Source organism: Bradyrhizobium sp. CCGB20, assembly GCF_024199855.1.
In the GTDB taxonomy this organism is placed as follows: Bacteria; Pseudomonadota; Alphaproteobacteria; order Rhizobiales; family Xanthobacteraceae; genus Bradyrhizobium.
The window spans coordinates 7,270,835-7,283,049 of the sequence record NZ_JANADN010000001.1 but is presented as its reverse complement, the minus strand read 5'-3'; the positions used below and the strand labels follow the sequence as shown (position 1 = coordinate 7,283,049).

Genomic DNA, 12,215 nt, shown 5'->3' with positions numbered 1-12,215 from the left:
CATTTCATTGACGATGCGGCGAACGCGCCGCATGATTTGCGCATCGCATCAACGCGGCGCGAGAAGCGTCGGCGAAAATTATTCTCTCAACGCAGCTCCGCACGGAACATGCGCAACCTGAACCGTTGCGCGCATGGCGGAGCTGTGCCAGCGCAGGAGCGGGGACTGATGAACAACGACAACAAGCGCGGCGGTTCGGGGCTCGACCGGCGCCATCTGCTCCAGGCCGGCCTTGCGGCGGCGTTCGCTGCGCCGCTTGGTGCCCTTGGTGCAGCGCAGGCCTTTGCGCCGCGCGCGATTGCGCCCGGTGTCGATTTCTCGGAGTTTCCGCTGTGCCGGACGGCCGCGGATGGCCCCGCGCTCACAGGCGCGCCGCGCAAGCTGAAGCTGTCGTGGAACGCCGGCGCGGTCTGCCTTGCGCCGCTGCCTGTCGCGATCGAGCACGGCTTCTTCCAGAAGCAGAATCTCGACGTCGAGCTCGTCAATTATTCCGGCTCGACGGATCAACTGCTCGAGGCGATCGCGACGGGAAAGAGCGATGCTGGCCTCGGCATGGCGCTGCGCTGGCTGAAGCCGCTGGAGCAGGGCTTTGACGTCAAGATCGCCGCGGGCACCCATGGCGGCTGCATGCGCGTGCTGACGCGTACCGATTCCAACGTGAGCAAGCTCGCCGACCTCAAGGGCAAGATCGTCGCGGTCGGCGATCTCGGCGGTCCGGACAAGAACTTCTTCTCGATCCAGCTCGCCAAGCTCGGGATCGATCCCAACAAGGACGTCGACTGGCGCGCCTATCCCGGCAACCTGCTCAACGTCGCCGTGGAGAAGGGCGAAGTGCAGGCCTTCCTGTCGTCCGATCCGCTCGCCTATCTCTGGCTGAAGGACACCCAGTACAAGGAGGTCGCCTCCAACCTCGACGGCGAGTACCGCGACAAGAGCTGCTGCATCGTGGGCCTCCGTGGCAGCCTGGTGCGCGAGGAGCCGCAGGTCGCGCGTGCCATCACGCAGGCGCTGCTCGATGCCGCCATGTTCACCTCGCAGAACCCTGTGGTGGCGGCGAAGTCGTTCCAGCCCTATGCGCCCAAGACGGCGACGCTCGCCGATATCGAGGGCATGGTGCGCTACCACACCCACCATCATCATCCCGTCGGCGAGATCCTGAAGCGCGAGCTCAAGGCCTATGCCGACGATCTCAAGAGCGTGCAGGTCTTCAAGCAGAGCACGGATACCACGAAGTTCGCGGAGCGCATCTATGTCGACGTATTCGCTGTCTGACGGCCTCGCCTCCGGCGCGCCGCGCGTCTCGCGTGCGCCGCTGCTCGCGAGTTGGTTGCGGGAATCCGGCGTCGGCGTGCTCGCCAGCGTCGCCTGGATTGTCTTCGGCCTGTCCTGCCTGTGGTGGCAGGATGTCGGCGACTGGTCGCGCACGCATTCGCTCGGCATTGCCGCCTTCATCGTCGCCGCGGTCGCGTTGTTCGGGACCGTCGGTGCCGATTATCTGGGCTCCGCAGGCAAGGCCCTGCGCCAGCGTGCGCCCTGGCTCATCGCGCTCGGCGCCTTCCTGACGCTGTGGGAAGTCGCCACCGCGAAATTCGCCTGGCTGCCGCTGCCGTTCTTCCCGCCGCCGCAGTCGATCATCGAAGTCTATACCGACGATCTGCCAAAACTGCTCGACAGTGTCTTCGCCTCCGTCAAGCTTCAGCTCGGCGGCTATCTGATCGGCGCTACGGTCGGCTTCCTGACCGGCGTCTCGATCGGCTGGTCGCGCGCGGTCGGCTATTGGGTGCATCCGGTGCTGCGCTTCATCGGCCCGTTGCCGGCAACGGCCTGGCTGCCGATCGCCTTCTTCACGTTCCCGTCGAGCTGGAGCGCCTCGACCTTTCTGATCGCACTGGCGACCGGCTTCCCCGTCACCGTGCTGACCTGGTCGGGCGTCGCGAGCGTCAGCAATGCCTATTACGACGTTGCGCGTACGTTAGGAGCGAAACCGTCCTTCCTGGTGCTGAAGGTCGCGATCCCTGCGGCACTCCCGCACGTCTTTGTCGGCCTGTTCATGGGGCTCGGCTCGTCCTTTGCCGTGCTTGTTGTCGCCGAGATGATCGGCGTCAAGGCCGGGCTCGGCTGGTACCTGCAATGGGCTCAGGGCTGGGCCGCCTACGCCAACATGTATGCGGCGCTGATCGTGATGTCGCTGCTCTGCTCCGGCGCGATCACGCTGCTGTTCGCGATCCGCGATCGCCTGCTGGTCTGGCAGAAGGGGACCGTCAAATGGTAGCAGCAGCCGCACTGGCCGACATCGCCACCCCGCCGGCCGCCGGAGCCGCGCTCGACATCGACCAGGTCAGCCACGCCTTCGACATCGACGGCACTGAGCTGCCGGTGCTCAGCGACGTCAGCATCTCCGTCGAACCGGGCGAATTCGTCGCGCTGCTCGGCCCCTCCGGCTGCGGCAAGTCGACCTTGCTGCGGCTCGTCGCGGGCCTCGACAAGCCGAGGTCCGGAACGCTGCGCGAGGACGAGAGCCGCATCAGGAGCCCGCATCCTTCGCGCGTCGTCGTGTTCCAGGATCCGACCCTGTTTCCCTGGCGGTCGGTCTGGGACAACGTCGCCCTGGGCCTTGAGGCCCAGGGCATTCTCAAGAGCCAGCGTCATCGCGTCGATGCCGCGCTCGATCTCGTCGGGCTTGCGTCGTTCCGCAACGCCTATCCGCACCAGCTCTCCGGCGGCATGGCGCAGCGCGTCGCGCTGGCGCGCGCGCTGGTCAACGATCCCAAGATCCTGATTCTCGACGAGCCGCTGGGAAAACTCGACTCGCTGACCCGCATCACCATGCAGGCCGAGCTCGTTTCGCTCTGGCAGCGCAAGGGTTTTACCACGCTGCTGGTGACGCATGACGCCGAGGAGGCGCTGGTGCTGGCCAATCGCGTCATCGTGTTCAGCGATCGCCCGGCACGCGTGAAGGCCGACATCCGCGTCGACCGGCCCTATCCGCGCCATCGCGGCGATCCGTATCTCGCTGATCTGCGCCGCCAGATCCTTGGCCTGCTGGGGTTGGATGCCACATGGTGACCTCGATAGCCAAGGGCCGCGCGGCCCAGAGCGAGCCCAACTATATCGCACGCGCCGAAGCGTTGGCCGAGCGTTTCGCCGCGCGTGCGGCCGAGCATGACCGCACCGGCAGCTTTCCCTTCGAGAATTTTCGCGAGCTGTCGGAGGCGGGTCTGCTGTCGCTGACGGTGCCGGCCGTTCATGGCGGCGCCGGAGCGGGCGCACGGTACGCCGCGCGGGTCATCGGCATCATCGGCAGGGCCGATCCGTCGACCGCGCTGGTGCTGTCGATGCATTACATCAATCATCTCGTGATGGCGCGCAGCCCGACATGGCCGGCGCGGCTGTCGCGAAAACTTGCGCGTGAGACGGTCGAGGGCGTCGCGCTCGTCAACGCGTTGCGGGTCGAACCCGAGCTCGGCTCGCCCTCGCGCGGTGGCCTGCCAGCGACGATCGCGCGCCGCACCGAAACAGGCTGGCGCCTGACCGGTCACAAGATCTATTCGACGGGATCGCCGATCCTGAAATGGTATCTGGTCTGGGCCCGGACCGACGAAGCCGAGCCGCGCGTCGGTCAATTCCTGGTGCCGGCAGGACTGCCGGGCACGCGCATCGTCGAGACCTGGGACCATCACGGCCTGCGCGCCAGCGGCAGCCATGACGTCATCTTCGACGACGTCGTGATCCCCCTCGATGCCGAGATCGATGTCCGCAAGCCCCAGGAGTGGCGCGCGCCCGACGTCGCGCAGGCGACCGTCCACACCGTCTTCGTGGCGGCGATCTACGATGGCGTCGCTCGCGCCGCGCGCGACTGGTTCGTCTCGTTCCTGAAGCAGCGCGTTCCCGCCAGCCTCGGCGCGCCGCTGGCGACCCTGCCGCGCGCGCAGGAGATCCTCGGCGCCATCGAGGCCCGGCTTGCGGTCAATGCGCGGCTGATCGACACCTTCGCCCGCGACTTCGATGACGGTGTCGATCTCTCCGATGGCGAATCCAACGTCATCAAGCTGACGGTCACCAACAACGCCGTGGCCGTGGTCGAGGATGCCTTGTCGCTGACCGGAAATCACGGCCTGTCCCGCGCCAATCCGCTGGAGCGGCACTATCGCGACGTCCTGTGCGGCCGCGTGCACACGCCGCAGGACGATTCCACGCGCACCGGGCTCGGCCGCGCCGCGCTCGGTCTTTAGAAACAAACAGGGAGACCATCATGTCGATCGAGTTCATCGGCTTCATCAGCAACAACAATTCATCCGAGACCGTCGTCCGCGAAGGACCGATCCTCAACCCCACGCACATCGAGACGGTGGCAAAAGCACACGAGAATGCCGGCTTCGACCGCGCGCTGCTGGCGTTTCATTCGACGACGCCAGACGCGCTCCAGGTCGCCCAGCACGTTCTGGGCGTCACCTCTCGCCTCAACGTGCTGATCGCGCAGCGGCCGGGCTTCACCGCGCCGACGCTGCTGGCGCGGCAGTTCGCCGTGCTCGACCAGTTTTCCCGCGGCAGGGTTGCGCTGCACGTCATCACCGGCGGCAACGCCACTGAGCTGCGGCAGGACGGCAACACGCTCGACGACAAGGACGAGCGCTACGCCCGCACCTCGGAATTCCTCGATGTCCTCAAGCTGGAATGGACCAGCGACAAGCCGTTCACCTACAAGGGCAAGTACTACCAGGTCGAGAACGCCTTCTCGCAGGTGAAGCCGTATCGCCCGGAGGGCATCCGCGTCTATTTCGGCGGCGCCTCGGATGCGGCGATCGACGTCGCCGGCAGGCACGCCGACACGTTTGCGCTGTGGGGCGAATCCTACGCACAGGTGCGCGACGTTACTTCCCGCGTGCATAACGCTGCGATCCGGCAGGGCAGGCCGACGCCGCGCTTCAGCCTCTCGGTGCGCCCGATCATCGCCCCGACCGAGAAGCAGGCCTGGGAGAAGGCGGAAGAGATTCTGGCCCGCGCCACCGCGCTCCAGGACAAGACCGGCTATCGCAAGCCCGCCGACGGCCACGCCACCGCCGGTGCGCGACGCCTGCTCGCGCTTGCCGACCAGGGCAGCCGCATCGACAAGCGGCTCTGGACTGAGATCGCAAAGCTCACCGGCGCCAACAGCAATACCACCGCGCTGGTCGGTACGCCCGAGCAAGTCGCCGAAGTGTTCGGCGACTATTACGATCTCGGCATCAGCCACTTCCTGATCCGCGGCTTCGATCCCCTGATCGACGCCATCGAGTATGGCCGCGAGCTGATCCCGCTGACGCGCGAGCTGATCGCCAAGCGTCAGGCCGTTCGCGGCGAGGCGGCGGAATGATCCGCCTCATGCTGGCCGGCGCGCTGCTGTTCGGCTCATGCGAGCTGACGGCGGCGCAAACCACGTTGCGTGTCGGCGATCAGAAGGGCAATTCGCAGGCCGTGATGGAAGCCGCAGGCGTGCTCAAGGATGTGCCCTACAAGATCGAGTGGAAGGAGTTTCCGGCGGCGGCACCGCTGCTGGAGGCGCTGAGCGCCGGCGCGATCGAGACCGGGCTGGTGGGCGATGCGCCCTTCACTTTCGCCGCCGCCTCCGGCGCGCCAGTCAAGGCGATTGCCGCGATCCGGCAGACGCGCGAGGGGCTCGCCATCCTCGTGCCCGAGACTTCGCCGATCAAGAGCTTTGCCGATCTGAAGGCGAAGAAGATCGCGACCGGCCGTGGCTCGATCGGCCATCAGCTGATCCTCGCCGCGCTCGAGAAGAACGGCTGGAGCGCGAGCGACGTGCAGATCGTGTTCCTCGCGCCGTCCGATGCCAAGATCGCCTACACGCAAGGATCGGTCGATGCCTGGTCGACCTGGGAGCCCTATGTCAGCCAGGAGGAGGTGCTGTTCAAGTCGCGCCGCGTCATCACCTCGGAAGGGCTGACGCCGGGGCTGAGCTTTCAGGTCGCGCGGCCCGATGCGATCCGCGACAAGCGCGTGGAATTGACCGACTTCATCCGCCGCCTCACCGCGGCGCGGGCTTGGTCGCTGAACAACGTCGACAGCTACGCCGCGACCTGGGGCCGGCTGATGAACATCCCGACCGCCGTGCCGCAGAACTGGCTGTCGCGCGCTAAAATCCGCATCGCGCCGATCGATGACGGCGTGGTCGCGGACGAGCAGGGCACGATCGATCTCTATTTCCGCTGGGGCCTGATCAAGCAGAAGCTGGATGCGGCGGAGATCGTGGATCGGTCTTTTGCCGATGCGATTGCGAAGGCGGGGTTGTAAGCGACACTCTCGTGTCCCGGACGCGGCGTCTTCCCTCTCCCCTTGTGGGAGAGGGTGGCTCGCCGCGATAGCGGCGAGACGGGTGAGGGGTCTCTCTCCGCGATCACATCTCTGGCATCTTGAACTCGCGGATAGATACCCCTCATCCGGCGCTACGCGCCACCTTCTCCCGCAAGGGGAGAAGGGGACCAGCGCTCACCTACATTCCTCGAGACATTTCTTCTGCACTGCCGGCTGGCGGCGACATCCGCATTGCTATTTGCAGCGCCTCCCTTGCACCTCGCTGTTCCCCGTCAAAAATCATTCAGACGACCACATCGGGAGACCGGCCATGGGCCTGCAAGAAACAAAAATCGAATCGCTTCCCTTCGTCACTGCCGAACTCAACTATCTCGCGCCGGTTTCGGGCAAGCCGCGCACCTATGCTTTCGATCCGCCGCCGGGCGAGCCCAGGAGCACGTCGTTGCCGGAGCCGCACCAGGTGCCGATCTTCGATGCGCGCCTGATCGCGCAAAATTTCTCGCTCGATCGCGAGGGCTTTGCGCTGGTGCGTCACCCGACACAGGTGAAGGATTTTTACAACGACGAGGAAATACGGGCGGTCTACTATCCCGCCGTCGAGGCGTTCCTGCGCGCGACGCTGAAGGCCGATCGCGTCGTCATCTTCGATCATACCGTACGCAAGCGCGTCGACGGCGCCGCCGATGTCCGCGGCGGCGGGCCGCGCCAGCCTGCGACGCGCGTCCATGTCGACCAGACCGCCGTCTCGGGCGCCAACCGTGTGCGCGAGCATCTGCCCGACGAGGCCGACGAGCTTTTGAAAGGCCGCGTGCAGGTGATCAATCTCTGGCGGCCGATCCGCGGACCGCTGCGGGATTCACCGCTGGCGATGGCCGACGGCACCACAGTCGCGCCCGACGACCTCGTTGCCTCCGACCTGATCTATCCCAACCGTCGCGGCGAGACCTATTCGGTGAAATACAATCCGAGTCATCGCTGGTTTTATTTCCCCGAGATGACGCCGGACGAGGCGCTACTGCTCAAGTGCTACGATTCCGCAACCGACGGCCGCACCCGCTTTGGCCCGCACACCGCCTTCGTCGATCCGACCACGCCGGCCGATGCGGCGCCCCGCGAGAGCATCGAGATCCGCACGCTGGTGTTCCACAAACAGTAACAATGTGTGATGGCACTGCCGGGCGCGCCCGGCAGTGTTCCTGGAACTTAACGGAACAAACCGACGTTTGCAGCGCCGGGCAGGGCGAACCCGGAGCGGTGCCGTGCGAACGCAGACGCTATTCTTCTGTCTGGCCACTTTTTCGCTTTCTGCATTTTCTGCCGCGCAAGCCGAGAGCGGGCTTGCCTCATACTACGGCTACGGAAAAGCCGGTAAGGGCGGCGAGCTGACCTGTGCCCACCGCACGCGTCCCTTCGGCACCGTGCTGCGAGTGTCCTATGGCGCTCGCTCGATTCAATGCCGTGTCAACGATCGCGGCCCCTTCATTCGCGGCCGCATCGTCGATCTCTCGGTGCCGGCCGCCCGCGCGCTGGGCATGATGAGCGCCGGTGTGGTGCGGGTCTCGGTGGAATAGGCGCGCGTTCAATACGACCGCGGACGACCGCTCCTCGCCCTGAGGAGCCGCGCTCTTGCGCGGCGTCTCGAAGGGTGAGGCCACAGCCGGGCCCTTCATCCTTCGAGACGCGCATTCCGCGCTCCTCAGGATGAGGGATTGGGCGACGCGTCGCCCGCGTAATCACGATAGAATCTGGCTGGAATTCGCTATAGTGCCACCTAAAGCAAGGGGGCGTTATGGCCAAAATCAGGGTGGGGCTCGTCGGCTGCGGCTTTGTGTCGGAGCTGCACATGTATGCGTTCCGGCGCGTCTATGGCGTGGACGTCGAGGTGGCAGCGGTCGCCGCGCGCGGCGATCGCGTCGTCGCATTCGCGGGACATCATGGCATTCCGCGGGTCTATCGCAGCTTCACTGAGCTGGTCGCGGACCGCGAGCTCGATGTCATCGACATCTGCACCCCGCCCAATCTCCATGCCGAAATGATCATCGCCGCCATGCAGGCCGGCAAGCACGTGATCTGCGAAAAGCCGTTCGCCGGCTATTTCGGCCGTGAGGGCGATCAGCAGCCGGTCGGCAAGCATGTGCCGAAGGCGCTGATGTACGAGCGCGTGCTGGAGGAGATGGACGCGACGCGCACGGCGATCGAGCGCACCGGAAAACTCTTCATGTATGCCGAGGACTGGATCTATGCACCGGCCGTGACCAAGACCGCGGAGATCATCAAGGCGACCAGGGACAAGATCCTGTTCATGAAGGGCGAGGAGAGCCATTCCGGCTCGCACGCCGCGCATGCTGCGCAATGGGCGATGACCGGCGGCGGCTCGTTGATCCGTATGGGCTGCCATCCACTCTCGGCCGTGCTTTATCTCAAGCAGGTCGAAGCCAGGGCGCGCGGCGAGACCATCCGCGTCGCCAGCGTCACCGGCGATGTCGGCAACGTCACGGCGATCCTGAAGCCGGAAGAACGGACTTACATCAAGGCCAATCCGGTCGACGTCGAGGATTGGGGCACGCTGACGGCGACCTTTTCGGACGGCACCAAGGCGACCGTGTTTTCCGGCGACATGATCATGGGCGGCGTGCGCAACCTGATCGAGACCTACACGAGCGGCGGGTCGCTGTTCGCCAACATCACCCCGAACACGCACCTGATGAGCTACCAGACCTCCGAGGAGAAGCTCGCCAGCGTCTACATCACCGAGAAGGTCGACCGCAAAACCGGCTGGCAATATGTCTGCCTCGAGGAGGAATGGACGCGCGGCTATCTCCAGGAGATCCAGGATTTCATGGAATGCGCGGCCACGGGACGGCAGCCGCTGTCGGACCTCGCGTTGGCGTATGAGACGATCAAGGTGAACTATGCGGGGTATTGGGCGGCGGAGGAGGGAAGAAGGGTGGTGTTGTAGGGGCACCGGCGGAGCCGCAGCGTCACCTCGCCCCGCTTGCGGGGAGAGGTCGGAATTCAAGCGCAGCTTGAATTCCGGGTGAGGGGGACTCTCCGCGAGTCTAACTGTCACCTCCCCCGCGGAGACTCCCCCTCACCCCAACCCTCTCCCCGCAAGCGGGGCGAGGGAGCGCACTGTCCGCGCCGCGGTGACTTCACTACGCCCCGTACGTCGATCCCTTCGGCAGCGGAAATACCGGGTCCTGCGTCCTGATATTCGTCGGCCACACCACCGAGATGTGCTCGCCGGCATTCTGCATCACCACCGGGGTCGAGCGTTCGTTCTGGCCTGACATCGGCGTGCCCGGCGGGAAGAACTTGACGCCGTAGCCCTGGATGGTGCCGCCGGCGGGGATGTCGACGTCGAGCGCGGCCTTGCGAACGGCCTCGGGCTCGAAGCTGCCGTACTTCTCCTTGGCGACCGGCAGCACGTTGTTGAGCAGCAGCCAAGTCTGGTTGAAGCCCATCGAGCAGTGCGGCGGCACGTCGGTCGCGCCGGTCTTGGCCTTGTAGCGCGTGACCATGGCGTTGGTCAGGTCGCCGATGCCCGGCGCAAGCTTGGCCGGATCGAGCAGCTGCGCCGGCACCGGATCGATGTTGCAGAAATTGTCGATGTCGGGGCCGAAGGTGGCACGCAGCTTGTCGAGCTGACTGTAGCCCGCGCCCGCGCCGAACAGCATCTTGAAGCGCAGGCCGCTCTCGCGGGCCTGGCGCAGGAACAGGGTGATGTCGGGGTTGTAGCCGGCATGCGAGATCACGTCGGCCTTGGCGCGCTTGATTTTCGTGACGAGCACCGAGAGATCGGGCGCCGAGGCCGAATAGCCCTCGCGCAGCACCACCTGGATGCCGGCCTGCTTGGCATAGGCCTCGTCGGCCGTGGCAACGCCGACGCCATAGGGGCCGTCTTCGTGGATCAGCGCGACCTTGACGTCCTTGGGATCCATGCCGAGCTTGCCTTGCGCGTGCTCGGCGAGGAAGCCTGCAAACGCCTGGCCGTACTGATCGGAATGGATCTGCGCGCGAAACACGTATTGCAGGTTCTTGTCCTTGAACACGGCGGTCGAGACCGCGGTCGTGATCCAGAGGATCTTCTTCTGCTGCTCGACCTTGGCGGCGAGCGGCACGGCGTGCGAGCTCGCATAGACGCCATTGATGATGTCGATCTTTTCCTGGCTGATCAAACGCTCTGCCTCGTTGATCGCGACATCCGGCTTGCTCTGGGAGTCGGCGGCGACCGGCACGATCTTGGTCTTGCCGCCGATCCCGCCCTTCTCGTTGACGAGATCGATGGCGATCTGTGCACCAATCGAGGAGGCGACCGAGCCGCCGGCGGCGAACGGGCCGGTGAGGTCGTAGATCAGGCCGATGCGCAAATTCTCGGCTTGCGCCTGGGCCCGTGTCCAATCGAGGCTGAGTGCAGCGGCGGCAGCCGCCGAGCTCTTCAGCAGCTGCCTGCGTGAAGTCGGCATCCTATCCTCCCTCAAAACCGTTTGTTGATTGGTCTTGTTATTTTTTTGCGAAGTATGGGGAGTGGGGCGGCGGAAAGTCAACATCGCACAAGGTCGATACGAGGCAGCGGCCGGCCTGAACGCATCTGCGAAAGGCAAAGAAAACGCCCACCGCTCGCGAACGAGCGATGGGCGCAGATAGCCGCTGCGAGCAGGTTACTGCGACAGCTTCACGAAGCTCGGAAACTTCATCTTGCCTTCAGCGATCTTCTCGGGCCAGACCACGACCTGCTTGGAGTCCTGCCACTGGAAGACCAGGCCGGACACCGTCGTGGGGCCGGACTTGATGCCGTGGGTGAACTCGTCGTCCTTGCCGTAGAACTGGATACGGCCGATCGTGCCTTCGTAGTCGGTCTTTTCGAGCTCGGTGACCATCTTGTCGGGATCGGTCGAGCCGGCGCGCTTGATGGCCTCGGTGATGAAGTAGACCTCGTCATAGGCGGTGTAGCCGGTATAGGCCGGCGGCGTGCCGAACTTGGCCTTGAATGCGGCCGCGAACGGTTTTGTCTTCGAGGTCACCGCGACGTCGGGCGTCGCCACCGCCAGCGATGGCACGCCGTCGGCGGCGCCGTTGGTGTCCTTCCAGAAGGTCGGGCTCAGCGCCTGCGCGCTGATGCCGAACATCGGGATCGGCACCTGCTGGTTCTTCCACTGCACCGTCGGCTGCACGCCGACATGCGAGATGCCGGTGACGATAACGTCAGGCTTCTTGCTCTCGATGTTGTTGAAGATCGGCGTGAAGTCGGTGGTGTCAGGCGAGAAGCGGACATGCTCGACGACCTTGAGGCCGGCCTTGGGCAGGCAAGCCTCGTAGCCGACGTCGAGCGGCTTGGTCCAGGCGGCGTCCTCGCTCATGATCGCGACGGTCTTGAACTTGAGCTTGTCGACCAGGAGATCCTTGGCGGCGTCACAGACGAGCTGCGCCTGCGCGGCCGAGGTCAGGTAGCCGTGGAAGGTGTACTTGTTCTTCTCGTAGTCGTTGTGGATCGCCTTGGTGATCTCGTTCGAGGCGGCGCCGGGCGTGATCAGCGGCATCTTCAGCCGCGCCGCCCAGGGCTCGAGCGCCAGCACGACCTCGGAGATGTAGCTCGCGATCACGGCGGAGACCTTGTCCTCGCTCACCGCGCGCTGGAACGCGCGCACCGAGTCGGCCGAGGAGCTCTTGTTGTCATAGGTAATGATCTCGATCTTGCGGCCGAGAATGCCGCCCTTGGCGTTGATCTCGTCGGCGGCGATCTGCGCGCCGCCCGGGGTCGCAGCACCTGCAATCGACTGCACCTCGGCGATGACGCCGATCTTGATCGGATCGTTCGACTGCGCGTAGGCGGGTGCGGCGAGGCACAGGGCCAGCGCGGAGGTCAAGAGGCTGCTGCTAAGAAGCGTCGATCGTTTCATGGTCGT

The 12,215-nt window shown here is 65.2% G+C and carries 11 protein-coding genes; 9 read left to right on the top strand and 2 right to left on the bottom strand.

Annotation, left to right across the window (positions count from 1 at the left end):
* Positions 1-168 precede the first annotated feature (168 nt).
* From NLM15_RS34220 to NLM15_RS34180, 9 genes are all read left to right on the top strand, one after another.
* On the top strand, positions 169-1,272 hold the full coding sequence (locus NLM15_RS34220; RefSeq protein ID WP_254122312.1) for an ABC transporter substrate-binding protein: 1,104 nt from the start codon (positions 169-171) through the stop codon (positions 1,270-1,272).
* On the top strand, positions 1,250-2,272 hold the full coding sequence (locus tag NLM15_RS34215; protein ID WP_254122311.1) for an ABC transporter permease: 1,023 nt from the start codon (positions 1,250-1,252) through the stop codon (positions 2,270-2,272). The genes NLM15_RS34220 and NLM15_RS34215 overlap by 23 nt, the downstream gene beginning before the upstream one ends.
* On the top strand, positions 2,266-3,066 hold the full coding sequence (locus tag NLM15_RS34210) for an ABC transporter ATP-binding protein (RefSeq protein WP_254122310.1): 801 nt from the start codon (positions 2,266-2,268) through the stop codon (positions 3,064-3,066). Before NLM15_RS34215 ends, NLM15_RS34210 begins: the two co-directional genes overlap by 7 nt.
* Positions 3,060-4,232: an acyl-CoA dehydrogenase family protein gene (locus tag NLM15_RS34205; protein WP_254122309.1), complete on the top strand. Its 1,173-nt coding sequence runs from the start codon at positions 3,060-3,062 to the stop codon at positions 4,230-4,232. The genes NLM15_RS34210 and NLM15_RS34205 overlap by 7 nt, the downstream gene beginning before the upstream one ends.
* A gap of 20 nt (positions 4,233-4,252) precedes the next feature.
* Positions 4,253-5,353 carry an LLM class flavin-dependent oxidoreductase gene (locus tag NLM15_RS34200; protein ID WP_254122308.1) on the top strand — a complete coding sequence of 367 codons (1,101 nt, stop codon included), beginning with the start codon at positions 4,253-4,255 and terminating at the stop codon, positions 5,351-5,353.
* A complete protein-coding gene (locus NLM15_RS34195) occupies positions 5,350-6,288 on the top strand; it encodes an ABC transporter substrate-binding protein (protein WP_254122307.1) in 939 nt (312 codons plus the stop codon). Before NLM15_RS34200 ends, NLM15_RS34195 begins: the two co-directional genes overlap by 4 nt.
* A gap of 331 nt (positions 6,289-6,619) precedes the next feature.
* The gene (locus NLM15_RS34190; protein ID WP_254122306.1) at positions 6,620-7,465 is read left to right on the top strand and encodes a CmcJ/NvfI family oxidoreductase; all 846 of its coding nucleotides are present in this window, start codon (positions 6,620-6,622) and stop codon (positions 7,463-7,465) included.
* 103 nt (positions 7,466-7,568) lie between these two features.
* Positions 7,569-7,880, top strand: a complete 312-nt coding sequence (locus tag NLM15_RS34185; protein WP_254122305.1) for a septal ring lytic transglycosylase RlpA family protein — start codon at positions 7,569-7,571, stop codon at positions 7,878-7,880.
* A gap of 218 nt (positions 7,881-8,098) precedes the next feature.
* The gene (locus NLM15_RS34180; protein ID WP_254122304.1) at positions 8,099-9,268 is read left to right on the top strand and encodes a Gfo/Idh/MocA family protein; all 1,170 of its coding nucleotides are present in this window, start codon (positions 8,099-8,101) and stop codon (positions 9,266-9,268) included.
* Between the two features lie 196 nt (positions 9,269-9,464).
* Here NLM15_RS34180 and NLM15_RS34175 read toward each other — a convergent pair whose 3' ends face one another.
* Both NLM15_RS34175 and NLM15_RS34170 read right to left on the bottom strand, forming a co-directional pair.
* Positions 9,465-10,775: an ABC transporter substrate-binding protein gene (locus NLM15_RS34175; RefSeq protein ID WP_254122303.1), complete on the bottom strand. Its 1,311-nt coding sequence runs from the start codon at positions 10,773-10,775 to the stop codon at positions 9,465-9,467.
* A 195-nt stretch (positions 10,776-10,970) separates the two neighbouring features.
* On the bottom strand, positions 10,971-12,209 hold the full coding sequence (locus tag NLM15_RS34170) for an ABC transporter substrate-binding protein (RefSeq protein WP_254122302.1): 1,239 nt from the start codon (positions 12,207-12,209) through the stop codon (positions 10,971-10,973).
* Positions 12,210-12,215 lie beyond the last annotated feature (6 nt).